27 protein-coding genes, 1 tRNA gene and 1 pseudogene are annotated in these 24,757 nt (G+C 64.2%); 10 read left to right on the top strand and 19 right to left on the bottom strand.

Annotated elements, in window-relative coordinates; genetic code table 11:
* Window positions 1-106 precede the first annotated feature (106 nt).
* From ACVWWD_RS06570 to ACVWWD_RS06580, 3 genes are read left to right on the top strand one after another with little or no spacing between them, the layout of a single operon-like run.
* Window positions 107-877, top strand: coding sequence for an SDR family NAD(P)-dependent oxidoreductase (locus ACVWWD_RS06570; protein ID WP_352552980.1), 771 nt, complete (start codon window positions 107-109; stop codon window positions 875-877).
* 2 nt (window positions 878-879) lie between these two features.
* Window positions 880-1,950 (top strand): ABC transporter ATP-binding protein, encoded by a 1,071-nt coding sequence (locus ACVWWD_RS06575; RefSeq protein ID WP_023784190.1) that lies wholly within the window; start codon window positions 880-882, stop codon window positions 1,948-1,950.
* 16 nt (window positions 1,951-1,966) lie between these two features.
* A complete protein-coding gene (locus ACVWWD_RS06580; RefSeq protein ID WP_023784189.1) occupies window positions 1,967-2,848 on the top strand; it encodes a MurR/RpiR family transcriptional regulator in 882 nt (293 codons plus the stop codon).
* Between the two features lie 164 nt (window positions 2,849-3,012).
* On the opposite strand, the gene ACVWWD_RS06585 is transcribed toward ACVWWD_RS06580, so the two are convergent.
* Window positions 3,013-3,327 (bottom strand): DUF167 family protein, encoded by a 315-nt coding sequence (locus tag ACVWWD_RS06585; RefSeq protein WP_023771815.1) that lies wholly within the window; start codon window positions 3,325-3,327, stop codon window positions 3,013-3,015.
* Window positions 3,328-3,334: 7 nt separating this feature from the next.
* Window positions 3,335-3,628: a YggT family protein gene (locus tag ACVWWD_RS06590; RefSeq protein ID WP_023771816.1), complete on the bottom strand. Its 294-nt coding sequence runs from the start codon at window positions 3,626-3,628 to the stop codon at window positions 3,335-3,337.
* Between the two features lie 148 nt (window positions 3,629-3,776).
* Between ACVWWD_RS06590 and ACVWWD_RS06595 the strand changes: the two genes are divergently transcribed.
* The 4 genes and pseudogenes from ACVWWD_RS06595 to ACVWWD_RS06610 all read left to right on the top strand — a co-directional run bounded on the left by ACVWWD_RS06595 (window position 3,777) and on the right by ACVWWD_RS06610 (window position 5,673).
* Window positions 3,777-3,852, top strand: a tRNA-Ala gene (locus ACVWWD_RS06595).
* A gap of 310 nt (window positions 3,853-4,162) precedes the next feature.
* Window positions 4,163-4,813: pseudogene (locus ACVWWD_RS06600) on the top strand (XRE family transcriptional regulator).
* Between the two features lie 251 nt (window positions 4,814-5,064).
* The gene (locus tag ACVWWD_RS06605; protein WP_352552984.1) at window positions 5,065-5,394 is read left to right on the top strand and encodes a nitroreductase family protein; all 330 of its coding nucleotides are present in this window, start codon (window positions 5,065-5,067) and stop codon (window positions 5,392-5,394) included.
* A gap of 27 nt (window positions 5,395-5,421) precedes the next feature.
* Window positions 5,422-5,673 carry a hypothetical protein gene (locus ACVWWD_RS06610; protein WP_352552986.1) on the top strand — a complete coding sequence of 84 codons (252 nt, stop codon included), beginning with the start codon at window positions 5,422-5,424 and terminating at the stop codon, window positions 5,671-5,673.
* 119 nt (window positions 5,674-5,792) lie between these two features.
* Here ACVWWD_RS06610 and ACVWWD_RS06615 read toward each other — a convergent pair whose 3' ends face one another.
* From ACVWWD_RS06615 to ACVWWD_RS06630, 4 genes are all read right to left on the bottom strand, one after another.
* On the bottom strand, window positions 5,793-6,737 hold the full coding sequence (locus ACVWWD_RS06615) for an energy transducer TonB family protein (RefSeq protein ID WP_352552988.1): 945 nt from the start codon (window positions 6,735-6,737) through the stop codon (window positions 5,793-5,795).
* Window positions 6,734-7,201: a TonB system transport protein ExbD gene (gene exbD, locus ACVWWD_RS06620; RefSeq protein ID WP_023771825.1), complete on the bottom strand. Its 468-nt coding sequence runs from the start codon at window positions 7,199-7,201 to the stop codon at window positions 6,734-6,736. Before exbD ends, ACVWWD_RS06615 begins: the two co-directional genes overlap by 4 nt.
* Before the next feature lie 13 nt (window positions 7,202-7,214).
* Window positions 7,215-8,141 carry a tonB-system energizer ExbB gene (gene exbB / locus ACVWWD_RS06625; protein ID WP_457102966.1) on the bottom strand — a complete coding sequence of 309 codons (927 nt, stop codon included), beginning with the start codon at window positions 8,139-8,141 and terminating at the stop codon, window positions 7,215-7,217.
* A 66-nt stretch (window positions 8,142-8,207) separates the two neighbouring features.
* Complete coding sequence (locus ACVWWD_RS06630; RefSeq protein WP_352553001.1) at window positions 8,208-8,861, bottom strand: ATP-binding cassette domain-containing protein; 654 nt, start codon at window positions 8,859-8,861, stop codon at window positions 8,208-8,210.
* Between the two features lie 305 nt (window positions 8,862-9,166).
* On the opposite strand from ACVWWD_RS06630, the gene ACVWWD_RS06635 reads away from it, so the two are divergent.
* On the top strand, window positions 9,167-9,853 hold the full coding sequence (locus tag ACVWWD_RS06635) for a cysteine hydrolase family protein (RefSeq protein ID WP_023784180.1): 687 nt from the start codon (window positions 9,167-9,169) through the stop codon (window positions 9,851-9,853).
* Window positions 9,854-9,859: 6 nt separating this feature from the next.
* On the opposite strand, the gene ACVWWD_RS06640 is transcribed toward ACVWWD_RS06635, so the two are convergent.
* The gene (locus ACVWWD_RS06640; protein ID WP_352552993.1) at window positions 9,860-10,801 is read right to left on the bottom strand and encodes an LLM class flavin-dependent oxidoreductase; all 942 of its coding nucleotides are present in this window, start codon (window positions 10,799-10,801) and stop codon (window positions 9,860-9,862) included.
* A 154-nt stretch (window positions 10,802-10,955) separates the two neighbouring features.
* Entirely contained in the window at window positions 10,956-11,111 is a 156-nt protein-coding gene (locus ACVWWD_RS06645) for a hypothetical protein (protein ID WP_023771829.1), read from the bottom strand.
* A gap of 293 nt (window positions 11,112-11,404) precedes the next feature.
* Between ACVWWD_RS06645 and ACVWWD_RS06650 the strand changes: the two genes are divergently transcribed.
* Window positions 11,405-12,172, top strand: coding sequence for an SDR family NAD(P)-dependent oxidoreductase (locus ACVWWD_RS06650; protein ID WP_023771830.1), 768 nt, complete (start codon window positions 11,405-11,407; stop codon window positions 12,170-12,172).
* Between the two features lie 90 nt (window positions 12,173-12,262).
* Here ACVWWD_RS06650 and ACVWWD_RS06655 read toward each other — a convergent pair whose 3' ends face one another.
* The 10 genes from ACVWWD_RS06655 to ACVWWD_RS06700 all read right to left on the bottom strand — a co-directional run bounded on the left by ACVWWD_RS06655 (window position 12,263) and on the right by ACVWWD_RS06700 (window position 23,158).
* A complete protein-coding gene (locus ACVWWD_RS06655; RefSeq protein ID WP_352552996.1) occupies window positions 12,263-13,207 on the bottom strand; it encodes an ABC transporter permease in 945 nt (314 codons plus the stop codon).
* Entirely contained in the window at window positions 13,204-14,259 is a 1,056-nt protein-coding gene (locus ACVWWD_RS06660) for an ABC transporter permease (RefSeq protein WP_352552998.1), read from the bottom strand. Before ACVWWD_RS06660 ends, ACVWWD_RS06655 begins: the two co-directional genes overlap by 4 nt.
* The gene (locus ACVWWD_RS06665) at window positions 14,259-15,746 is read right to left on the bottom strand and encodes an ATP-binding cassette domain-containing protein (protein ID WP_435054048.1); all 1,488 of its coding nucleotides are present in this window, start codon (window positions 15,744-15,746) and stop codon (window positions 14,259-14,261) included. Before ACVWWD_RS06665 ends, ACVWWD_RS06660 begins: the two co-directional genes overlap by 1 nt.
* A 261-nt stretch (window positions 15,747-16,007) precedes the next feature.
* The gene (locus ACVWWD_RS06670; RefSeq protein WP_140662476.1) at window positions 16,008-17,039 is read right to left on the bottom strand and encodes a BMP family protein; all 1,032 of its coding nucleotides are present in this window, start codon (window positions 17,037-17,039) and stop codon (window positions 16,008-16,010) included.
* Between the two features lie 153 nt (window positions 17,040-17,192).
* Window positions 17,193-18,398, bottom strand: a complete 1,206-nt coding sequence (pcaF, locus tag ACVWWD_RS06675) for a 3-oxoadipyl-CoA thiolase (RefSeq protein ID WP_457102967.1) — start codon at window positions 18,396-18,398, stop codon at window positions 17,193-17,195.
* 1 nt (window position 18,399) lies between these two features.
* Window positions 18,400-19,200: a CoA-transferase subunit beta gene (locus ACVWWD_RS06680; protein WP_352595854.1), complete on the bottom strand. Its 801-nt coding sequence runs from the start codon at window positions 19,198-19,200 to the stop codon at window positions 18,400-18,402.
* Entirely contained in the window at window positions 19,197-20,054 is an 858-nt protein-coding gene (locus ACVWWD_RS06685) for a CoA transferase subunit A (RefSeq protein ID WP_457102968.1), read from the bottom strand. Before ACVWWD_RS06685 ends, ACVWWD_RS06680 begins: the two co-directional genes overlap by 4 nt.
* A 65-nt stretch (window positions 20,055-20,119) precedes the next feature.
* Window positions 20,120-21,418 (bottom strand): NAD(P)/FAD-dependent oxidoreductase, encoded by a 1,299-nt coding sequence (locus tag ACVWWD_RS06690; protein ID WP_352549715.1) that lies wholly within the window; start codon window positions 21,416-21,418, stop codon window positions 20,120-20,122.
* A 2-nt stretch (window positions 21,419-21,420) separates the two neighbouring features.
* Window positions 21,421-22,791 (bottom strand): glutamine synthetase family protein, encoded by a 1,371-nt coding sequence (locus ACVWWD_RS06695; protein WP_023784171.1) that lies wholly within the window; start codon window positions 22,789-22,791, stop codon window positions 21,421-21,423.
* Between the two features lie 16 nt (window positions 22,792-22,807).
* Window positions 22,808-23,158 (bottom strand): glycosyltransferase, encoded by a 351-nt coding sequence (locus ACVWWD_RS06700; RefSeq protein ID WP_023771840.1) that lies wholly within the window; start codon window positions 23,156-23,158, stop codon window positions 22,808-22,810.
* Between the two features lie 6 nt (window positions 23,159-23,164).
* Between ACVWWD_RS06700 and ACVWWD_RS06705 the strand changes: the two genes are divergently transcribed.
* The gene (locus ACVWWD_RS06705; protein ID WP_023771841.1) at window positions 23,165-23,488 is read left to right on the top strand and encodes a hypothetical protein; all 324 of its coding nucleotides are present in this window, start codon (window positions 23,165-23,167) and stop codon (window positions 23,486-23,488) included.
* Window positions 23,489-23,825: 337 nt separating this feature from the next.
* On the opposite strand, the gene ACVWWD_RS06710 is transcribed toward ACVWWD_RS06705, so the two are convergent.
* Entirely contained in the window at window positions 23,826-24,641 is an 816-nt protein-coding gene (locus tag ACVWWD_RS06710) for a hypothetical protein (protein WP_023771842.1), read from the bottom strand.
* Window positions 24,642-24,757: the final 116 nt, after the last annotated feature.

Genomic DNA, 24,757 nt, shown 5'->3' on the forward strand with positions numbered 1-24,757 from the left:
ATTATCGATGAATTCGCCGCTGGCAAGCGGATTAATATGTTGCTAAATTACATCCTGGTCTTTAGCCTCTCCGGCATCTGCGTGACTTGAGGGAGGAGCAAGCGCCGTGGTTTCGAGAGCCGAATTCGAAGGCAGGACCGCCGTCGTCACCGGCGCCGGTGGCGGCCTTGGCTCGGCGATTGTCGCACTGCTGGCCGGCAGGGGCGCGCGGGTGGTCGGCTGCGACCAATCCGGGGAGGCGCTGGCGAGCCCGCACCTTGCCTCGCGGCATGTCTTCGACCTTCTCGACCGGGCTTCCATCGAGGCGGGGATCGCCGCTGTTCTCGACCGGGACGGCGTGCCCGATATCCTGATCAACAATGCCGGCTGGACGCGCGCCGAAACGCTCGATGCGCTGACGGCGGACACGATCGAACATGAACTCGACCTCAACCTGACCGGTGTGATGACTTTCGCCGACCCGCTGGTTAAGGCGATGGCTGCACGCGGTTCGGGCAGCGTCGTCTTCATTTCTTCCGTCAACGCCATCGCGCATTTCGGCAATCCGGCCTACGCCGCCGCCAAGGCCGGCATCAACGCCTATGCCAAGTCGATCGCCGTCGAACTCGGCCGTAGCGGCGTGCGCGCCAATGTAATCTGCCCCGGATCGATCCGCACCGCCGCCTGGGACCATCGCCTTGCCAAGAACCCTGACATAATCGGCAAGCTGCAGCGGCTCTATCCGCTCGGCCGCATCGTCAACGCCTCGGAAGTCGCCGAAGCGGTGGCTTTCCTTGCCTCGGACCGCGCCTCGGGCGTAACAGGCGTGGTGATGCCCGTCGATGCGGGATTGACCGCCGGCTGCCTGCCGTTCATCGACGACATATTGGGAGCGTGACCATGACCGACGTCCTGTTTCGCAACCTCTCGAAATCCTTCGGCCAGCACAAGATCCTCGAGGAGATCAGCCTCGACATCAAGAGCGGCGAGTTCGTCGTGCTCGTCGGCCCGTCCGGCTGCGGCAAGTCGACCTTGCTGCGCATGCTGGCGGGCCTGGAGACCATCAGTTCCGGTGACCTCCTGATCGGCGGCACGCGCGCCAACGACCTGCCGCCGCAGCAGCGCAACATCGCCATGGTGTTCCAGTCCTACGCGCTGTTCCCGCATCTGAAGGCTTCCGACAATATCGGCTTCGGTCCGAAAATCCGGGGCGAGAGCCGCACCGCCATCGACCAGAAGGTCAAGAAGGCGTCCGGCGTCCTCAACCTGTTCTCCTATCTCGACCGGTATCCCCGCCAGCTCTCGGGCGGCCAGCGCCAGCGTGTCGCCATGGGCCGCGCCATCGTGCGCGAACCCTCGGTGTTCCTGTTCGACGAGCCGCTCAGCAATCTGGACGCGCAGTTGCGCGTGCAGATGCGCACCGAGATCAAGGCGCTGCACCAGCGGCTGAAATCCACCATAGTCTACGTCACCCACGACCAGATCGAGGCCATGACCATGGCCGATCGCATCGTCGTGATGGACCGCGGCAGGATCCAGCAGGTCGGGCCGCCGCTGGAGCTCTATGACAGGCCGGCCAACAAGTTCGTCGCCGGCTTCCTCGGCTCGCCGTCGATGAGTTTTGTGTCCGGGGCACTGAAGACGACGCCCGGGACGACCTGGTTCGAGTCGGTCGGCGGCGGCCGGCTTGCGCTTGCCGGGGACCCGGTGCCGGCAGGCAGTGCCGTTGAGGCGGGCATCCGGCCGGAGCATTTCATCGTCGGTGAAGCCACTGATACCATGACGCTCAAGGTTGACGTGGTCGAGCCGACCGGTTCCGAAACCCATGTCTACGGCGCCATTGGCACTGATCCGGTGCGCGCCGTGTTCCGCGACCGGGTGCCGGTGCGGCCGGGCGACCTGCTGCCGGTCTCGGTCGACCCAGGCAACATCCATCTGTTCGACACGGCGACGGGCCTGCCGCTGAGATGACGACGGAAACTCGGACATGAAGACGCCGGCCGACATCATCACGCGGCTGCAGCTGATGTCGCAGGACGGCACCAAGTCGGATCGCCGCCTGGCAAACCTCGTCCTGTCCGACCTCGACTTCGCCTCCAAGGCCGCGATCTCCGACATCGCCGCGCGGGTCAGCGTCAGCGAACCGACGGTCACCCGCTTCTGCCGCAATCTCGGCTGCGAGGGGTTGCGCGACTTCAAGTTCTATCTGGCCCAAGCCATCGCCATCGGCGGCCAGTATCTGTCGCCGGAGCCATTGAGCCGCGACGCCCGCGAACAGCGCATTGCGTCGGCCATCACCGAAGCGGCTGTTTCAGCCATCCAGCGCGCCAGCGAGAACCTCGACATGACGACGCTGGTCGACGTCGCCGCGCGCCTTGCGGCATCAGGCAATGTGCTGTGCATAGGTTCGGGTGGCATTTCCTCGATGATGGCGACCGAAATGCAGAACCGGCTGTTCAGGCTCGGCCTGTCGGTTCTGGCACAGATCGACGGACAGCTGCAGCGCATGTATGCCGCCGTTGCCACGCCAGACACCACCGTGGTCGCCTTCTCGGTCTCCGGCTATGCGCGCTCGGTCATTGAGGCGGTGCAGGTCGCGCAACAATATGGGGCCGCCACGGTGGCGGTCACCGCGCCCGACTCCGCACTGGCCAAGGTCGCCGACACTGTCATCCAGCTACAGCCGTTCGAGGACGGCAACATCTACAAGCCGACATCGTCACGTTACGCGTTGCTGGCGATCGTCGACATGATCGTGACCTCGGTCGCCGAGACACGCGGCCCGAAGGTGCTGGAGAACCTGCGCCGCATCAAGCAGAGCGTGAACACGCTGAAGGTCGACGACCCGCGTTTGCCGCTGGGCGACTGACGAGCCGGCGCCGAAAAAATCTGCCAATTCGCCCCAAGCGGGTGAGGACTGGTCCGCGCAGTGGACGGAAAGCCAATTGGCTTGCTTTCCGAACGACGAACGCCCGGAGCGACAGCGCAGGACCGCGTCCGGCAGGACGGAGGGGGCGCTGTCCCGCCTGCATCTCAATTTTGGAAAAGCGCTCCGACAGCTGTCACCAGCGCCTCCGGATCGCCCAATATCCTCAACGTCTTGAGGCGGGCCGTACCGCCGGCAACGACCGAAACGGCCGATGCCGGAACACCCAGCGCCCTGGCGACCAGCTTCTCCAGCGCTTGATTGGCGGCGCCATTTTCCGGCACGGCGCGGACCCGCGCCTTCACGTGACTGCGTCCGTCCGCCAATGTTTCGACGAGGTCGAGCCGGTCCATGGAAGACTTAGGCGTCAGCCGCACGAACAGATCGACGCCGTTCTCGCGCATGCGGAACGGCGCGCTCATGCGATCGTCAGGCCAGCAGCAGCGGCGCGATCGTGGTGAGAATGAACTGCCTGAGGAAGAACAGGATCAGCAACAAGATGATCGGTGAGATGTCGATACCGCCAAGGTCGGGCATGAAGCGGCGGATCGGCCGCAGCGCCGGCTCGGTCAGGCGGTAGAGCATGTTCCCGATGCTGCCGACGAACTGGTTGCGCGAGTTGACGACGTTGAAGGCATAGAGCCAGGAAAAGATCGCCGAGGCGATGATGACCCACCAATAGAGGTCGAGCGCCATGACGATGGTTTGAATGAGGGCGAGCATGCCGGACTCCAATTGTTGCCGACATGTAGCCATTACGCGCCAAACCGGCAAGGGCAGGGTTCCGCCACGCGACCGGCAGCCGGTTTTTCAGTGAAGCGCCGCCTTGACAGGAAACCGCGGCGCCCGATAAATGCGCCATCCGCTGGACGGGGCTGTAGCTCAGCTGGGAGAGCGCGTCGTTCGCAATGACGAGGTCAGGAGTTCGATCCTCCTCAGCTCCACCAGCGGAATAATCGTCGCCTTTGACCGTTCCGGCAAGGCGCGGCCGGTATACGCCGCGGCGCGATGCAAAGCGCAGCCCCGATCCCCCGAATAATGGCCAAATGGCATTTCGCCGTCTCCGCGGCGAAATGGTTTTCAATTGGACTTATGGCGATGGCTGGTGTCCGCTCGATGCTATTTTTTGGAAGCCGGCCCATTAGACTGGCGTTCTCAAATCAGTTTTTTCGTGTGTTGTTACAAGGCGTTTCGGCCGGCGACCGAAGGCGCGATAGAGATTCGAATCGAATGAAGAAGCCGCCGCAGAAGCAAAAAGTGTCCATTCGCGAGAACCTCGCTGCAAATCTCAGGCGGCTCTGCAAGGGCCAAGCTGATCTGCGACTACCTGCACGTCGAAGAAGCCGAACTGTACCGGGACCCCGGCATCCCCGAGCCGGCGGCTCTCGGCCTGCCGCCGATTTTCGAAAGCCTGTCACCCAGATGATCCGCCCACCCGCCCCGTCGATCGCCGGCGGCATCTATTTCACCTATTTTTCAATTCCGACCCGCTCCGATCTGCTGATGCGGTCGGTGACCTTCGTGCGGCGTGAGGCCGAGCTGGTCACGTTCCGCAGGGTCACCGGATGGTCGGAGCATCGTGGCTCGGCATGGGCGCGGGGACGCGGCAATCATTGTGGGGTGGCGATCTCGCGCCTTAACTGGATCTATTTCAGCGGCGTCAACCGCCGCCAGACAGGCGAGCCGTCGCTGATCTCGGTGCAATGGGCGCCTATCGCCGAACCGGTGCTGACGGGCAAGGCCATGCTTCTGACCGAAGCCGGGCCGGCATTCGTGTCCGTCATCATGCGGCAGGATAGGTCCAATATCAGGCCCAGGCATGCGATCCGCATGGCGCATGCCGTCAGGCTCGACGATCCCAGCCTCGACCAGCTCGTCGTCGGCCTCGCTCGGGACGGGCTGGCCTAGCCGCTTGCTTACGCTGGATAAGAACAAGAATATCCCGAAAAAGCGTATGCTAGCGATTGCCTGCTCCATGGCCGAGTAAAATCGATTTTTTTAGACTTTCACACAAGAAAGATATTTTAGCTGATATTGGATTTACTACAATTTTAACAGACCATTAACTCTCCCGACCTTACCTTTCTTCTCGCGGATCCCTTTCCGGGATCTTTCGACAAATCCCTTGGGGTCGGGAAATGTGGGAAAATGACCAAGAAGTGAACAACGCGCCATGCCCGTGCCTGATCCTGCTTTATGCCAGGCTCGACCGCACGATGTGGAAACATGGTCACGCCAACGCCTACCGCGTCGTGCTGATCGAGGCGGGCCATATTGGCCAGAACATGATGCTGGCGGCGACCAGGCACTGCTTGTCGGCGTGTCCGACGGCGGCGCTGAGCCATTCGGCGGTCAAGCGCCTTCTGAGCCTCGACCGCCTCACCGACCCGCCCATTCAGTTGACCCTCTCAACCCCGGAACTTGACACCGCATTCGGCCGGTCGACTAGCCGACCTAATATGTCCAGTTCAGCCAGTACGCATTCCTAGAGTTCCATCCGATGACAGGAGCAGAACATGTCAAATCAGGCCTTACGTCAGTCAGAGCTCGATAGTCTTCAATATATCGCGACGATGACCAATGAGCTGGTGCAGATGGCCGAAGCAGGCCGCTTCCCCATGATCTCCTATCTGCTCGGCATGGCCTATGCCGAGGCCTTCGACGTCTTGCGCGGCGCACGGCCAGCACGACATGCGCAACTCAGCGGCAACCCGATGCACCCCAAGGCACACGCGAAAGACAACCACGCTCAGCCAAGAACAGCGTAGCGAGACGCAATTGTCGGCCTTGCGGCACGGCTGGCTCGCGGCCGAGCCGTTGGGAGACGCTCGATACGCTGCAAAGCTTGCTGCCGCTGCTGAGAAACGCGGCCGCCGACCCACATGCATTAGTCCCGCAAACTGAACACGAATGGCGCTGTACGGCTGACGCGCGGGCCGAGTTCCGCCGGCGGCGCCGGCACGGTCGCGCCCTGCAGCACCGCCAACGCGGCTCGGTCGAGCTCGGCATCGCCGGAGGAACGGGCGACCCGGGCCGACAGGACCCGGCCGGATGGGTCCATTGTGAAAGTCACGTTCACATTACCCTGCGCGCGCCGGGATTTCGCGGCGCTTGGGTAGCGCTTGTGGCGATTGATCCACGCCGTCAGCCGCGATTCCCATTTGGCCGGGCTGACACCCGAGAGCCCGGCCGCCGATCTCGGCGCCGCCGCCTTGGCCGCAGGCTTGGCCTCGGCGCTCGCGGCACTTGCCGTCTTCGGTGGCTCGGCCTTTTTCTTCTTCGGCCTTGGCCTTGGCTTGTCGACCGGCTTTTTGACCTTGGCTTCGGCCGGTTTCTTTTGCTTGCGCCGCTCCGTCGGCTTTGCCCGCGGCAGCGGAACGACAGCCTCCGGCGCGACGGTCTCGACAATATCGGGGACGACCTCTTCCAGCGGCGGCTGTTCGACCGGTTCGGCCTTCGTCATCTCCGTGGGCTCATTGGGCGGGACCATCTCGGCCTCGGCAACAGGCTCCGCTTGCTCGGCCACCTTGTCAGGCTCGGCCTCGGCTGCCTTCTCGGTCTCTTCGACCGGCTCGGTCCGGTCGGGAATGGCCGCGTCGGGGATCGCGGCCTGTTCGGGCACCGCCGGCGTTACCATCATCGGCGCCATTTCGATCACCAGGGCCGGTGGCGCTCCGCCATCCGACAGGTCGACTGGACTGAAATTCCGCACGGCATAAGCGACCGCGACATGAGCCCCAAGCACAAGCACCGCCGCGGATGCCCATAGGCCAAGGTCGCGCCAGTCGAAGCGCGACAGCACCACCGTGGGCGAGGCGGCCGATTGCGTCATGGAGCGGCCGTTTTGCCTGGCGCCGGCGCGGCGATATCACCGGTCGGCGCGGCCTCCAGACCGACCAGCGCGATCTTCAGATAGCCGGCTGCCCGCAGCAGGTTCATCGCCTCCATCAGGTCGCCATAGGCGACCGCCTTGTCGGCGCGCAGGAATATCCGCGTCCGCTTGTCGCCCTTGGTACGGCTGCCGAGCGTGGCGGCAAAAGCCGGGCGCGGCACCGTGTCGTTGCCGATCGTTAGGCTGAGATCGTCCTTCAGCGTCAGGAACAGCGGCGTCTCCGGTCGCGGCGCCGGCGTCGCGGTCGAGCCGGGCAGGTCGACATTGACATCCACCGTCGCCAGCGGTGCGGCGACCATGAAGATGATCAGGAGCACAAGGATGACATCGATGAAGGGCGTGACGTTGATCTCGTGGCTTTCCTCGAGGTCGTCGTCCAGCGTCTGTCGAATTCTGCTCCTCATGGCGTCGCTCCCGCTACTCCGCCGCCAAGGCTGTCGCCGGCGCTATCGCGCGGAAATCGAGGTCGCGGCTGACCAGCCGTTCGACGCCGGCCGAGGCGTCGGCGAGGATCTGCCGGTAGCCGGCTATCGAGCGGGCGAAGACGTTGTAGATCACCACAGCTGGGATGGCCGCGACGAGACCCATCGCGGTGGCCAGCAGCGCTTCGGCGATGCCCGGCGCGACCACGGCGAGATTGGTGGTCTGGGCCCGCGAGATGCTGATGAAGGCGTTCATGATGCCCCAGACGGTGCCGAACAGGCCGACGAAAGTCGCGGTGGAACCAATCGTCGCCAGAAGGCCAGTGCCGCGCGACATGCGCCGCGACGCAGCCGCCTCGATGCGCGACAGGCGCGAGCTGACCCGTTCCTTCAGTCCGTCACCGCCGACATGGTCGAGCGCATCGGCCGAAAGCGCGGCCTCTTCTTCCGCTGCCCGCACTAGGAGCGCGCCGGGGCCGCCGCCGCGGTCGAGCGCGCGGCTCGCCTGCTTCAGCGTCGCGGCATCGCCGATCGCCAGGACGGCACGGCGGAGGCGCAGCTTGCCGTCGAAAATCTCCAGCGATTTGGCCAGCCATGTCGTCCAGGTGACGAGCGACGCGAAGGCCAGTCCAGTCATCACCGCCTTCACGATGATGTCGGCCGCCTTGAACATGCCCCATGGCGACAGGTCATGCGGCAGGTTCAGGTCCATCGCTCCGGCAGGCGCGGCCTCGGCCGGCGCTGTCGCGCTCGGCTGGCCGGCTGGCTGCGCGGGCGCCATGGCAGCTGGTGCTGCTTGTACCGGCGCGGCAGGGGCCTCAACCGCTGGAGAAGAGCCGGCCGGTTGCCCCTGGGCCATCGCCCCGGTTGTCCCCAGGATAAGCGATGCGACCACCGCCGCCAACAAACCATGTCTCGACATGAGCTTCTTCCTTGTTCTCACGGCGGCCAGCCGCTTGCTTGGTTCCTGCAATCGCTGGCGACGACTTCACCGCACATGGCCGACGGGTTGGCCGGTGACGGGATGCGCGAACACACCTATCTCGACGCAGAAAATGCCCTTGAGCACATCGCTCCGCATGATTTCGTCCGGTGTGCCGCGCGTCAGCAGCTTGCCGTCCTTCAGCGCGATCAGCTCATCGCGGTAGCGCGCCGCCATGTTGGGGTCGTGCAGCACCACGACGACGCACAGGTCGCGCTTGCGGCTGAGCTCCCTGACCAGGCCCAGCACCGCGACCTGATGTGCGAGGTCGAGCGCCGAGATCGGCTCGTCGAGCAGCATGACGCCGAAACGCCCAAGCGCGCCGTGCCATGGATAGCGTCCAAGCGTTGCCAGCTCGCGCACGGTCAAGCCCGTCGCCGCCGGCGTCGTCCGCGGCAGATAGGCAAGAGCCCGCGCCAGCTCGCGCGCGCCCCATTGGGATAGCGGCCGCGCGGCGAAAGTGATGGCGCCGGAGCTTGCCGGCTGCTGGCGCGCCAAAAGCTTGATCAGCGTCGATTTGCCCGAACCATTATGGCCGATCAGCCCGTAGACGCGCGTGCGCCGCAATTCGAGCGAGACCGGACCGAGCAGCGTCCGCCCGTTGACGGCGAAACACACTGCATCGACATCGAATGCTGTCTGGCTATCGGCTTCGCCCATGGTCACGGCATTTCTCCAGCCCGGCCGCCGCATTCCGATCCTGGCTGCGGAGGCAGGTGCCCGGTTGACTATGAAACATGAACGTAATAGTCAAGATTTAAGGTGACCGCAACACTCGGCAATTTGGGAATGCGCCGCAAAACTGAAACGCTCCAGGGCGGGCGTCATTGTTGCCGCGTACGGGCCGTCGTTCGCGCAGCCGGCCGATCCGCGCCGGCGATCTCCGGCCCGGACCGCATGTCGGCACCAGGTGTCGCCGCATCGATGCGGACACGCTAGGGTGAGCCGGCGGCAAGGAGCTCCGGATGATCAACGCGACACCCTTCGACTACCCTTATGACGGCCGGCTGGTTGCCGAAAACACCGCGCTGGTCGTCATCGACCTGCAACAGGATTTCCTGTCGACATCGGGCTATTTCGCCAGGAAGGGGTATGACCCCTCGCCGCTGCGGGCGATCCTGCCCGTCGTGAACCGCCTGATCGCCGCCGCGCGCAAAGCCGGCGTCAGGGTCATCCACACCAGACAGGGTTACCGCGCCGACATGGCCGACATGATGCCCTACGAGAAATGGCGCCGCAAGCGTTCCGGCCTCGACGGCACCGACGTCCTGCTGCGCTCAGGCGCTGGGTTCCAGATCGTTCCGGAGATCGACGTCGCGCCGCACGACATCATCGTCGACAAGACCTGCAACAGCGCCTTCACCTATACGGATTTCGAGCTTGTGCTGCGTGCGCAAGGCATCACGCATCTGATGTTTTCCGGATGCACGACGGATGTCTGCGTCCACACCACGCTGCGCGAGGCCTGTGACCGCAATTTCCAGTGCCTGACGATTTCGGACGCCTGCGCCAGCGGCGACAGACAAGCGCATGAAGCGGCGTTGCACATGGTGACGGTCGAGGACGGCGTCTTCGGCGTGCTGGCCGATTCGGACGCTGTCATTAAGGGCCTGTCGCGGCTTGGCGACAGGCCTGAAGCAACAGACGATTGATGGGCTTCACCCCGCTGCTCGCGTCTCCAATCCTGGGCGAGGCGCATAAGCTCCAGGCTGGAACTCGCTGGCCTCCCGGCGCGCCAGCGAGTTGCGCAGCAGCGCCAATGTTTCCCGGCCGGCTGTCGCGATCTCGCGCGGCGTGTCGACGCCGACGATCATGAACTCATCGATTCCGAGCCCGGCATAGGCGAGCAGCGACAGCGCGACCTGGGCCGGCGGGCCGGATAGGTCCACGGCCTTGTGGCCGGCGGCGGAAACACCCTGGTGGATCCTGACCGGAAGCGCGAAGCGCAGTTTGCCGGCACGGCCATGTTCGGCCGCGGCGCCACGTGCCCGCTCCATTAATTGCCTGATATCGTCGATCGGCCCCGGCGCCAGTTCGAAGACATCGGCATGCCGGCCGGCCACCTTCAGCGCCGTTCCGGATTGCCCGCCCATGCGCACCAAGAGGTCGGCGCCATGTGGGCCCTTGCGCGGCACATAACCGTTTTTGATGCTGTAGAACGCGCCTTCGTGATCGAAGGGCCGATCGTTCGACCACAGCCGCTTCAACAGCACCAGATATTCGTCGATGCGCTGCCAGACGACGCCATGTCCGACCGGCCGCGTCTCGGCATCGTCGTCGTTCAAGGGCTCGCTGATCATCCTGAGCGCCAGCCGTCCGCCGCTCTCCCTGTCGATGGCGGCCAGCTGGCGGGCAGCCACCGTCGGTTCGATCACGCCGGCCCAGTGGGTGAGCACCACTTCCAGCGAAGCGGTGCGGTTGAGCACCTGCGACGCAAGATCCATGTTGGTCAGCAGCCCGGCCGAATCGTCGACGACGATCTTCTGGAAACCGCCGTCCTCGATCAGCCCGAGCTTGGTCGAGGTCTCGGCGAAGTCATAGAAAAAGGGAACCGCCGCGTCGGCGGTCTTGCCGGGTATATGCGTGAATTCGATCGGCATTGTCATCTCCTCCATCACTGGAATCACTGATGCTGTGAAATGCACATCCTCAGGCGCGCGAAAACGCTCCGGGATCCGGCTCATTCAACTCCGATTGCCTGCAACTCCGATTGCCTGAAAGCTGTGGGGCAGCTGCCCCTGTCGATCCCGCGCCTTAGGGAATAAGGCCCAGCACGACTGCCCCGGTGAACACGAACGCAAGGGCAAAGACGAGATAGGCGAAAGCGCCGGCATAGGCCGGGCGAAAGCCCTGGGCATTGGCCACTCGCTGGCCGTTGCTGTCGGTCTGGGCGTTCTGCAAATAGGACATGTCGACCTCCGTCTTGCCGCTTAATCTATAAAATTTGTAGACTTTGTCGATTGCTATTTTCGTGCAACTGGCAGAATTATTTTCTCATAGAGAGCCGAAAAATGGTGTGAAGTTGCTGTTGGCATGGGTCCCGGCAACCGATCGGAAGAGCGCGGCGGCATCGCTCCATGCGCATGCGAGGGACCTAGGTGCTTGTCATTGCTGCGCCTATTTCGTGCATTGGCCAGTCGGTTCAGGAGGGGATAGCATCGCTGCCAGTCAACCTGATTATCCAAACGAGTGGGAGCAGAAAAATGGGCACAAGACTGGCCGGCAAGGTCGCCATCATTTCGGGCGGCGCGACGGGAATGGGGGGCGCGGCCTCGGAACTGTTCGCCGCCGAAGGCGCCAAGGTGGCGATCATCGACCGCAACGGTGCGGCCGCCGCGGCAACCGCGGCCGCGATACGCGCGCGGGGACACGTAGCCGAACACTGGGTGGCCGACGTGTCTGATGAGGCCCAGGTCGCGGCTGCGGTTACAGGGGCGACCGAAAAGCTCGGACCTGTCACCGTGCTGTTCAACCATGCCGGCACCATCGTGATTAAGCCGTTCCTGGAGACGACGGTTCAGGAATGGGACTGGCTGCACGCCGTCAATGTGCGCTCGATGTTCCTCATGACGCGTGCCGTGCTGCCCGGGATGATCGCGGCGGCCGGGGGCTCGATCGTCTGCACCTCGTCGATCTCGGCGGTGGCGGCAACGCCGAACGAAGTGCTCTACGACACCACCAAGGGCGCTTGCCACATGTTCGCCCGCGCCATCGCGGTGGAATTCCGCGACCGCAACATCCGTTGCAACGCGGTTTGCCCCGGTTTCATCCGCACGCCGCACGGTCTGCGGGAAGTTGCCGATCTCGGTAAGCTCGGCGTCGATGTATCCGATGCCGCACTTGCGGCGCAGCAGGGCCGCATCGGCGAGCCTGAAGAGGTGGCGAAGGCAGCGCTTTACCTGGCCAGCGACGAGTCCAGTTTCGTCAACGGCACGCATCTGTTTGTCGATAATGGGTTTACAGCGATGTGAGGCGTCCCAAGGTCCAGTCTTCATCCCGGGACAGCTTGACGCCCTTCCTCTCCCCCTCCGGAGGGATAGGAAGGACACCCAATCCTGAGTCTATCGCTCTTCCCTTCGAAACGGCTTGAGCAGCGCTGATGGCGCCATCGCGTTGCGCGACATGACGGCCATGGCGACGATGGTGAAGATGAACGGCAGCATCAGGAACGCCTCGTAAGGGATGTGGCCGAGGCCGCTCGCCTGCATGCGCAATTGCAAGGCATCAACGAAGGCGAACAGCAGCGCGGCCCCTGCCGAGCGCCAGGGATCCCAACGGCCGAAGACGACCAGCGCGATCGCCACCCAGCCGCGCCCGGAAACGACGCCGAAGGTGAAGGCGTTGAACTGCGCCATCGAAAGGAAAGCACCAGCGAACCCCATCAGGGCGCCGCCGAGAATGACGGCCTGGAAGCGCGTGGCAATCACGCTGACGCCGGCAGAGTCGGCCGCGCGCGGGTTCTCGCCGACCATGCGCACCGACAGCCCCCACGGGGTGCGGTAGAGGATGAAGGCGGCCAAAGGAACGGCCAGGATGGCCATGTAGACCAACACAAACTGATTGAACACCGCGGGTCCCAGCACGGGAATGTCCGAGAGAACCGGGATCGGCAGCGTCTGAAAACCCTTGATGCTCGGCGGCACCGGTTGCTGGCCGAAGATCAGCCGGTAGAGGAAATAGGCCAGCCCCGACGAGAACAGCGTGACGCCAATGCCGCAGACATGCTGGCTGAGGCCGAGCACCACCGTGAACAGCGCATGCAGTGCGCCCATCAGCATGCCGGTCAGCACCGCCACCAGGACACCGAGCCACAGGCTTCCACTGAGGCTGGTGGCGGTGAAGCCGGTCATGGCGCAGAGCAGCATGATGCCTTCGATGCCGAGATTGAGCACGCCGGCCCGTTCGGAGAACATTTCGCCGAGCGTCGCAAAGGCTAGCGGCGTGGCGATGCGGATGATGGCGGCGAGAAAGCCGACCTGAAAAATCTGTTCGAACACCGCGCTCATCCGATGGCTCCGACGCGGCGGATGCGATAGGCCGTGAACAGCAGCGCCACCAGCATGGCAAGCAGCGCCGTGCCCTGGATGACGTCGCTGAGGAAGGCCGGCACGCCGGTCGCGCGCGACATAGCCTCGGCGCCGGTCATCACGGCTGCGAGGAAGATCGCCGCCGGCACGACGCCGAGCGGGTTGAGCCGCGCCAGCATGGCGACGACAATGCCGGAATAGCCGTAGCCCGGCGAGATGTCGCTCATCACCTGGAAATGCACGCCGCCGACCTCGCCGACGCCGGCCAGCCCCGCCAACGCGCCCGACAGCAGCGCCGTCGACAGCAGCACGCGCTCGACATGGATGCCGCCATAGCGTGCCGCTTCCGGGTTTTCGCCGGTGACCCTGATCCGGAAGCCCAGCGTCGTGCGCACGATCAGGAACCAGACCAACGGGGCCGCGATAAGCGCCGCGACGACACCGAGATGCAGCCGCGTGCCTTCGACCAGCACCGGAAAGTTCGCCGAATCCTCGATCGGCGGCGAGATCGGATAGCCGCTGAAGGTGTCCTTCCACGGTCCCTCGATCAGCGCCATCAGGGCATAATAGATGACCGAGTTGAGCAGCAAGGAGCTCACGACATCGTCGACCTTGAACTTTACGCGCAGCGTCGCAGGCACCAGCGCGACCGCCGCGCCCGCGGCCGCCCCCGTCAGAGCCATGAAAAGCATGGCAAGCGGTCCTGGCATCGGAATCGCACCGACGAAACAGCTCGCCACCGCGCCGGCCAGCAATTGCCCTTCGGCGCCGATGTTCCAGAACTTTGCGCGGAAGGCGACCGCCACCGCCAGCCCGGTAAAGATCATCGGGGCGGCACGGACCAGCGTTTCGGTGATGGCGTAGCTGTCGCCAAGCGAGGCCGTGAACATCACGCCGTAGGACTCGAACACCCCCGCCCCGGCCAGCGCGATCAGGCCGCTGCACAGGATGAGCGTAGCGACAATCGCCAGCAGCGGCAGCGCGAGGTTGAACCAGGCGGGCGTGGACGTGCGGACTTCGAGGCGGAACATCAGTGGCCCTCCGCGCCCGTCATCAGCAGGCCGAGCCGGGCGACGGTCGCGTCGGCACTGTCCAGCGTGCCGACGATGCGGCCCTCATACATCACCGCGATGCGGTCGCACAGCACCAGCAGTTCCTCCAGATCCTCGCCGATGACGATGATGCCGCAGCCCTTGGCGCGCATGTCGAGGAATTTTTCATGGATGAAGCGCGCCGCACCGATGTCGAGGCCACGTGTCGGCTGTGAGACGATCAGCACCTTCGGATCGAAAGCAAGCTCGCGCGCCAGAAGCGCCTTCTGCAGATTGCCACCGGACAGCGCGCCGGCGCGCGTCATCGGCCCGGGACATCTGATGTCATAGGCCTTGATCTGTTCTTCGGCGAAAGCGCGGATCGCATCCGGCTTGAGCAGGCCCTTGGCGGAAAAGGCTGAAGTACCGATGCGCGGCAGCACCATCGAATCGGCGAGCGGCAAATTGGTGACCAGCCCCGTCGTCATGCGATCTTCCGGGATGCGGCCAAGGCCGAGTGCCTGCACTTCGCGCGGCGAGAAGCGCACGACCTGTTTGCCGGCTATTGTCATTTGACCGCTGTCGGGCGCACGCGTGCCCGAGATAGTCTCCGCGAGCGCCCGCTGACCATTGCCGGAGACGCCGGCGATGCCGAGGATTTCGCCGGCACGAACCGCGAGTGAGACATCGCGCAACGCCGTGCCGGAATGCTTCGAGGTTGAAATGCCTTCGAGCGTCAGCACATCGGCGCCGGGCGTCGACGATCCTCTTGCCGGCGGCACGATCTCATGGCCGCACATCAGTTCAGCCATTGCAGCCGACGTCGTGTTGGCTGGGTCGTCGACACGGCCCGCGACGCGGCCATGCCGCAGCACGGTGCAGCGATGGGTCAGCGCCCGCACCTCGTTGAGCTTGTGCGAGATGAAGATGATGCCCAGGCCTTGCGCCGCCATCGAGCGTAGGGCCGAAAACAGCCCGTCGACCTCGCTCGGCGCCAGCACCGCCGTCGGCTCGTCAAGGATCAAGAGCTTGGCGCCGCGAAACAGCGCCTTGACTATTTCGAGCCGCTGTTGCTCGCCGACCGACAGCGCCGAGACCGGCTGATTGGGATCGAGAGTCAGCCCGTGCTGGCTGCTGATTTCAGCAAGCCGCGCCAGCCCGGCGCTGCGGTCGATTCGTCCCGATTTGCCAGGAATACCGATGAGCAGATTTTCCAGCACGGTGAGCCGTGGCGCCAGATGAAAATGCTGATGCACCATGCCGATGCCCGCGGCCAGCGCATCGGCCGAGCTGGTGATCCTGACTGGCTGGCCCTGGATCAGGATCTCACCGGCATCCGGCGCGTAGGCACCGAACAGCACGTTCATCAATGTCGTCTTGCCGGCGCCGTTCTCGCCGAGCAGCCCGAGGATTTCGCCCGGCGCCACGCCGAGATCCACAGCCTCGTTCGCCTTGACGGCGCCGAAGGTCTTGGTGATGCCGCGCATTTCGATGAGTAGGGCGGACGTCGGCAAGGGGTCTCCTGACTTTGCGATCCAGCTTAGCCCCCCGGAGAGCGGCGCTGCACCCCCTCTGGCCTGCCGGCCATCTCCCCCTCAAGCGGGGAGATCAGATGTCACTTCGGCTCTCGGCACCACCAGCGTTTGGAGAGACAAGCACTGCCGGCGAGCTGCAATCTCCCGCCTTGAGGGGGAGATGGCCGGCAGGACAGAGGGTGGCGCCACGCGCCAGCCCCTCAACCATTAGCGTCAATCCGAAACCGGCGTGTTCTCGTCGACGTCGACGCGGAAATTGCCTTCCAGGATCTCGGCCTTCTTCTTCTCGACCAGATCCTTGACCTCGGCGGGCAAGGTCTTGTCGAACTTGTGGAAGGGCGCCAGATACGAACCGCCCTTGGCCATGCGCGAGAAATCGCCATAATCCTGCGCCGTGTAGACACCGGCCTTGACCAGCTTGATCGCCTGCTCGACCGTCGGGTACATGTCCCAGACCGGACCGGTGATGACGGTGTCGGGGCCGAGACTCGACTGGTCGGACATGTTGGAGATGGCGAAGATCTTCTTTTCCACCGCCGCCTCGATGACGCCGAAGCGCTCGGCATAGATGACATCGACCCCGGCATCGATCTGCGCCACCGCGGCTTCCTTGGCCTTGGGCGGATCGAAGAAGGAGCCTATGAAGGCGACCTTCTTCTTGACGTTCGGGTTGACCTCCTTGGCGCCGGCGAAGAAGGCGTTGACCAGCCGGTTCACTTCCGGAATGCCCATCGCCGCCACCGCGCCGACCGTGCCTGACTTCGACATCTTGCCGGCGATCATGCCGGAGAGATAGGCGGGCTCGTGGATCCAGTTGTCGAACACGCCGAAATTCGGCTCGGCCGGCCCGGCGCCAGAGCCGAACAGCCAGGCTGTCTTGGGAAACTGCTTTGCCGTGCGGCGCGATTCACGCTCGGCGGCGAAGGCATCGCCCAGCACCAGCTGGTACCCGCCCTGCGCATATTCGCGCATGACGCGGCTGAAGTCGGCGGTCTGGACCTTTTCCGACCATTTGTATTCGATGCCCAATTCCTTCTCGGCCTTCTGCAAGGCGACGTGGATCTGGTTGTCCCAGGGTTCCTCGATCGGCGTGGCGAAGATCGCCGCAACCTTCAGTTTTTTGCCCGCCGCGAAGGCCGCACCCGGCAGCATCGTCGCGGCCAGGCCAAGCGCGCCGAGCTCCAGCACGTTGCGCCGCGACAGCCCTTCGCGCATCGAATGAGATCTGTTCTTCCGGTCTTCCATTGAAGTGCCCCTCTGTTTGACAGCCGTGTCGAGCCGGCCGTTCCTGAAATCAGACAGGGAACTATGGAACGGGTCCGGACTTTTGTCCACATGGTCAAATTTGGCAGGCTCGAGCATATCCACTCTCCTGGCCCAGCCAGGAAGGGCGATTGTTCAGGCCCGTTCGAGCGCGATGGCAATGCCCTGGCCGACGCCGATGCACATGGTGGCCAGCGCGTAGCGGCCGCCGCGCTCACGGAGCTCCAGCGCCGCCGTGCCGGATATGCGCGCGCCCGACATGCCCAGGGGATGGCCAAGTGCGATGGCGCCGCCATTCGGGTTCACGTGCGGCGCATCCTCGGCAATACCGAGCTGGCGCAGCACGGCGATGCCTTGCGAGGCAAAGGCTTCGTTGAGTTCGATGACATCGAATTGTTGCGGCGTCAGGCCAAGCCGCGCGCAGAGCTTCTGCGTCGCTGGCGCCGGACCGATGCCCATGATGCGCGGCGCGACCCCGGCGGCGACCCCGCCAAGAATACGGGCGATCGGCGTCAGCCCGTATGTCTTCACCGCCGCTTCCGAGGCAACGATCAGTGCCGCCGCGCCGTCATTGACGCCCGACGCATTGCCGGCCGTCACCGTGCCACCTTGCCGGAACGGCGTCGGCAATTTGGCCAGCGCCTCGACGGTTGTGCCGGCGCGAGGATGTTCATCCTTCGACACGATGACCGCATCGCCCTTGCGCTGCGGGATGGTCACCGGGGTGATCTCCTTCGCCAGCCGGCCATTGGCTTGTGCGGCGACAGCCTTGTCCTGGCTGTGCACGGCAAAGGTATCCTGGTCCGAGCGGGAAACCGCGAAGTCTTCCGCCACATTCTCGCCGGTCTCCGGCATGGAATCGACGCCATACGGCCTCTTCATCAGCTGGTTGACGAAGCGCCAGCCAATGGTGGTGTCGTAAATCTCGGCATTGCGCGAGAAGGCAGCGTCGGCCTTGGGCATGACGAACGGCGCGCGGCTCATCGATTCGACACCACCCGCGATCATCAGTTCCGCCTCGCCGGCCTTGATGGCACGCGCCGCGATGGTCAGCGCATCCATGCCCGAGCCGCACAGGCGATTGACCGTCGAGCCCGGTATCTCCTTCGGAAGTCCAGCCAGCAGCAAGGCCATGCGTGCCACGTTGCGGTTGTCCTCGCCGGCCTGGTTGGCGCAACCATAGACGACGTCGTCGATCCGCTGCCAGTCGATGCCGGGATTGCGTTCGGCCAGCGCCTTCAAGGGGATGGCAGCAAGGTCGTCGGCACGAACCGAAGACAGCGAACCGCCGAAGCGACCGATCGGCGTGCGGATGTAGTCGCAGATATAGGCCTGGGCCATTTTATGCAGCCTTTGTTTTTCCGGTTCCCTCATGCGCCGCCTTGGTGCGGGCCTGCAGGTCGCGCAATGTCGCGAGTTCGAGTTCGCTTGGCGCCGGTGTTTCGTCAAGCGCCTCGGCGAACTTAACAACCCAGCCACAGCTCTCCTGCACCTGCTGACGGGTGACCCCGGGATGCAGAGAGACAACGGTGAATTCCTTGGTCACCGGATCCGGCTTCCAGATGGCGAGATCGGTAATCAGCAATGTCGGGCCGGATGTATGGATGCCCAACCGCTGTCGGTGGTCGCCGCCCTCGCCATGGCCGAAGGAGGTGAAAAAATCGATCTTCTCGACCATGCCGCGCTCGGTTTGCGCCATGGTGATGTAGATCTCCTTCGACGACGTCGCGATCTCCGGTGCGCCACCGCCGCCGGGCAGTCGGGTCTTGGGATGGAAATAGTCGCCGATGACCGTGGTGTTGATGTTGCCGAACTTGTCGAGTTGCGCCGCGCCCAAAAAGCCGATCGAAATGCGGCCGCCCTGCAGCCAGTAGCGGAACATCTCCGGCACGGCTACGGTGGTGACGGCGGTTTCGCACAATTCGCCATCGCCGATCGACAGCGGCAGCACGTCGGGCGCCGTCCCGATCGTGCCGCTCTCATAGATCAAGGTCATGTCGGGCGCATGCGTCAGCCGCGCGACGTTGCAGGCCGCGGACGGCGCGCCGATGCCGACGAAGCAGACGTCGTCATTCCTCAGCGCCCGGCTTGCGGCGATGGTCATCATCTCATTGGGGGTGAAGCCGAGATGATTGTCGCTCATGCCGCTTTCCTCAAATGATCCACCCGGGCCGCGAAATCGTCGGCGCTCTTCTCGATCACGTTGGCCTGCATCCAGGCCCGGAATTTTTCGCGGTCGGCGGCAATCTCGTCCCATTCGAGATAGGCCGCGTTGTCGCGCGCGTAATAGCCATGGGCATAGGAGGGGTGCGAACCGCCCGGCACGACCGAGATCGCCGCGATCGCCCAACGCGGCAGCACGGTCAGATTGGGATGGAGATCGTCAAAATTGTCGACCACCTCCTCGACCGTCACCACGGCGCGTTTGGCCGCCAGGACCGCTTCCTTCTGGATGCCGATGATGCCCTCTACCAGCACATTGCCTTTCCGGTCGGCTTTCTGCGCATGGATGAAAGTGGTATCGGGCCGGATGGAAGGCACGGCCGCCAGCACCTCGCCGCTGAACGGACAAGTCACCGATTTGATGTTCGGATTGACATCAGTCAGCCCGGTGCCGCGGTAGCCGCGTAACACCGCGCAGGGCAGGCCGGCCGCGCCCGCCTCATAGGCATTGGCCATGCCGGCATGGCTGTGTTCCTCGACCTCGATCGACCGGGGAAACCCGTTCTCGATCGCATCGCGGGCGCGCCGCAGCAGGCCGACACCGGGATTGCCGAGATAAGAGAAGACGATCTTCTTGGCCATGCCCATGCCGATCATCTGGTCGTAGATCAGGTCCGGCGTCATGCGGATCAGGGTTAGGTCGCGAAACCCCTGGCGGATCGCCTCATGCGCTGCGGCTGTCGGGATCAGATGGGTGAAGCCTTCGAAGGCGACCACGTCGCCATCGTTGAGGTTCTCCGCAACGGCCTGCTTGAGCGGCAGGAATTTGACCATTGATCGGGCTCCGATTCAAAAAGGCCGTCCCGCCAGGGTCTGAAAGTGGCGAAACTACACACCCCTCAATGCTTGATCCTATCCCGCATCGCGTACCAAAGCATGCCCAGCACATAGAGCGGCCCGCGCAGCGCCGTGCCTCCCGGGAACGGCATTGGTGTCAACGTCGAGAACAGGTCGAGCCGTGAGGCGTCGCCGGTGATCGCCTCGGCCAAAAGCTTGCCCGAGAGCGTCGACAGGATGACGCCCTTGCCGGAATAGCCGTGCGCGAAATAGACTTCGCCATAATGCCCGACATGCGGCAGCCGCGAGGTCGTTACCGACACCAGCCCGCCCCAGGCATGATCGATGCGGCAGCCCTTGAGTTGCGGAAAGGTGCTCTCCATGTGCGGCCGCACGAAACCGGCAATGTCAGCCGGCGGTGACGGCGTGTAGCGCTCGCCGCCGCCGAACAGCAGGCGTCCATCCGCGGACCTCCGGTAATAGTTGACGACGAAGCGTGTATCGGACACCGCGACATTGGCCGGGATGACGTTTCGCGCGCCCTCCAGCGGCTCGGTAGCGACAATGTAGTTACCGACCGGCATGATGCGGCTGTTGACGCGCGGCTCCAGCCCGTTGAGCAGCGCGTCGCCCGCCAGCACGACATGTCGGGCCCGCACCGATCCCTTTGCCGTCGAGACCCGGATCGAGGGTTCGCGCTCCAGCTTCACGGCCACCGAATTTTCGTGGATGAACACGCCGGCCGCGACAGCCGCGCGGGCAAGCCCAAGCGTGTAGTTGAGCGGGTGCATGTGGCCGCCGAGCGGCTCATACATGGCGCCATGATAAGGCGTGTCGACCTTGGCCCGAGCCGCCGCCGCCGAGAGTATCTCGACCTCGCGGAATTTCATCGCGCTCTCGAGGCACTTGGCCTCTTCTTCCAGATCCCTGAGATCGGATCCGTTGACCGCGCCGACCAGATGGCCGGTCAGCCTTAGATCGCACTCGATGGCATTGCGCTCGATGAGCTCGAGCACCAGGCCGCGCGCTTCGAAAGCGAGATCGAACAGCATCTTGGCCCGCTCGGCTCCGTAGATCTTGACCAGACCCTTGGCGCCTTTGCGCAGGCCGGGGATCATCTGGCCGCCATTTCGGCCCGATGCGCCCCAGCCGATCTTGCCGCCTTCGAGCAGCACCACCTTCAGCCCGCGTTCGGCGGCGTGAAGGGCGGCCGACAGCCCGGTGCAGCCGCCGCCGACGACGACCAGGTCGGTTTCGACATCGCCGACGAGCGCCGGATGGTCCGGCGCCGGATTGGCGGTGGCGACGTAGTAGGATTTGCCGATATCGAGACCGGAATTGAACCCCGTTAAAGATTCCATCATCACACCTTCAGCAAGAGGTGATCGCGTTCCCAGCTCGTCACCACGCTTTGGAATAGGTCGAGTTCGACGCTCTTGACGCGCAGATAGGTCTGGAAGAAGTCCTCGCCGAGCAATTCGCGTACCGGGCCGCAGGCGGCGAAGCGGTCGAGTGCCTCCTCCATGGTCTTCGGCAGCGTGCTCCTGATCTTGTAGGCGTTGCCCGACGCCTCGGCCGAGCGCGCCAGTTTCTGCTCGACGCCCAGATAGCCGGCAAGCAGAGACCCGGCGATCGCCAGATAGGGATTGCAATCCGCCCCAGGCAGCCGGTTCTCCACCCGCCGCGCGGCGCGTCCTCCCGCCGGCACGCGCAGGCCGCAGGAGCGGTTGTCGTGCGACCACTCGATATTGGCGGGTGCGCTGTGGTTGGGCCTTATGCGGCGGAAAGAGTTCACGTTTGGCGCGAACAGCGGCATGATTTCCGGAACATATTTCTGCAAGCCGCCGATGAAGTGTCCAAACATCCCGGTATCGGCATCGTCGCCGCTGGCGAAAAGCGGGTTGCCGGCCTCGTCGACGACCGACATGTGCAGATGCATCGAGCTGCCGGCTTGCGCCGTGATCGGCTTGGCCATGAAAGTCGCATGCATGCCGCATTGCTGCGCGGCCTGCCGCGTAAACCGCTTGAACAAAAGCACCTGGTCGGCCAGCGGCAGGGCGTCGCCATGCAGCAGGTTGATTTCCAGCTGCGCCGTGCCCGATTCATGGATCAGCGTATCCAGCGGCAGACCGGCCGCCGCTGAATAGTCGTAGATGCGCCGGATCACCGGCTCGAATTCTTCCAGCGCTGCCATGTCATAGGGATGCTGCACACCCTCGGCGCGACCATTGGCGCCGACCGGGGCGGTCAGCGGTTTGTCCGGATCGGGGTTCGGCGCGATCAGATAGAATTCGAGTTCCGGCGCCACCACCGCGCGCCAGCCGCGCTGGCGATAGAGATCGAGCACGGCGCGCAGCACGTGGCGTGGCGAGGCCATCCATGGCCTGCCGTCCATGTGGAACGCGTCGGCGAAGACATAGGCCTTGCCCGCCCCCGCACCCGGCGCCAGGCACAGCGTCGAGACATCGGGCACCATGCGCATGTCGGGGTCCGAATAAGCAAAACCCTCGTCGATAGAGCCGGAATAGCGACCGTCGATGCTGACCAGGAAGGCGCTGCTCGGCAGATAGAGCGCGCGGTCTTCCAGCGCCTTGAGGAGTTTGGCGGTCGGCAGCGCCTTGCCGCGCAACACGCCGTTCATGTCGGGCACCAGGCATTCGACCTCGGTGATGCCGTGCTGCGTGAGCCAGGCCTTGGGGTCGTTGGTCGCGGTGTTAGTGTTTTTGTCGGGCATTTCGTTCAAGTCCGTATCAGAGAGAGAGTATGGCTTGCGCGGCCATTTCCGTTCCGGGTTGCAGCGCCATCCGGGCTGCATTGTCCCTGAGGCGGGCGCGCATGGCGTCATCGGCCAGCAGGCCGAGAATGGCTCTCTTCAATCCCCCTTCGGTCCAGCCGTCGCGGCCGATATGATCGCCGACGCCGGTTTCTCCGGCGCGTGGCGCATTGTCGTGCCCGTCCCAGCAATAGGGCATGATCAGCGACGGCACGCCGAAGCGCAGCGCCTCGCAAAAGCTGTTATTGCCGACGTGGATGAACAGGTCAGACTTCGGCGCCACCGAGGGCTGCGGAACCCAGGCGTCGACGTAGACATTATCGGGCACCGCGCAATGGTGGATGAAGGCTGGACGCCCCGGGCGCGCAAGGCCTGTGCGATGCCAATGCAGTTCAGCGCGGCGCCAGGGCCCGCCTTGGAAAACAGCGCGACGGTCGGGCTGGCTTTACGCGTCAATTCATCCTCTTCAATCCGGCCGGCTGATCACGCCGAACAGTGCGGCTCCGTGCCTGGCCGCCTGCGGTCGCCGGCTGCGGGAGAGGCGCAGGTGGATGCGAAACAGATCGGCACCCAGTTCATATCGCCGGTTGTCGAGATGGTCGAGTGTATTGAGGTGCTCGCGCAACGATTGCTTCAGCCGGAAGACGTTGATGCATGAGTCGGAGCGGCTGGGTGTGTGTAAAACCGGCGGCGCGGCAGAGCCGCGCCGTTCGACGTCGCTCCGGCTCGATCCGGTCGAGTGTCGTCGCCGTATCGCCGATCGAACGCAGATAGGTCGTCAGTCGCGGCAGTACGCCAAGGACGCCAGCAGCAGATTGGCCGCGCCATGCAATTCCAGGAAAAATGTCTAGCGATTTTCGCCGGCAATCGGGCCGAAGCGAGGAGCGGTTCTGCGTTGTCGTTGAACGGCAGCGGCTCCAGGAGGACAACAATGCCGCCGGGCCAAGCCCAGCGGCATCTCCTTTGGTGACTACTGCCTTTTCAGCGACGAACCGCTACGGCGTCGTTCCCGCCTGAAGCTTGGCCGCCGTCTGGTCGATCTTGCCGGCAAGAACACCTTGGGCCCAGGCCGTGACCCCGGCGTCGACCGGTTTGTTGGCCATGTCCGTCAGCGCCGCGTCGAGCGATGCATCATCGGTGCCTACCGCTGCAGCGGCAGCCGCGGCCACGGCCTCATCGGCCGCCGTATTGTCGGCGTCGACCACCGCCTGCTGGGCGGTGATGTCAGCCTGCAGCGCCGATATCTGGCCGGGCAGGGCCGCCTGCTGTTCAGGTGTCATGGCGTCGATTTCGGCCTGAGACAGCGACGTCAGTGCGCTCAACTGCGAATTCAGCGTATCCAGTTGAGCCTGGGCCGCGGCAGCCGTAGCAGCGGCCGCCGCAGCCGCGGCCTGCGCATTCTTGGCTTTCGCGGACTGCGTCACGAATGCCTGAATGGCGGCGAACTTCTTGCTCTTGGAGTGCGTATAGGCGTTGACGTTGCGCTGCAGCGAGTTCAGCCGGCCGAGCTTGGCGTGGATGTTCTTGTCCTTGGGTACGGATGAGACCTTTGTGTCCGTGTCAACCGTGGTGTCGGCCGTTGTGTCCGTTTCCGTCTTGCCTGCCCGGCCCGGTGCCGACGACGACTTGCCGTGCGAAGCACCGCTGTTGCCGTTGCCATTCCCATGGGTGCCGCCATTGCCATTGCCATTGCCGCCGCCATTGCCTCCAGCATTGCCGCCGCCATTGCCATGCCCATTGCCGGCGAGCGCCGGAGACGCCAGAAGCGCCAATGCGGCAACGGCCGCGAACAGTGTTTTCCGGTTTGTCATGGTAATCTCCTCGGGAATCGCCGCACTCGCCCACCGCTGAACCACCTGCGTATGAGAAATCGCTAATGATACCCGGTAAACTTTAGACAAATGCGGTCTCAATCCGAGAGCGCGCG

Source organism: Mesorhizobium sp. URHB0026 (assembly GCF_054059755.1).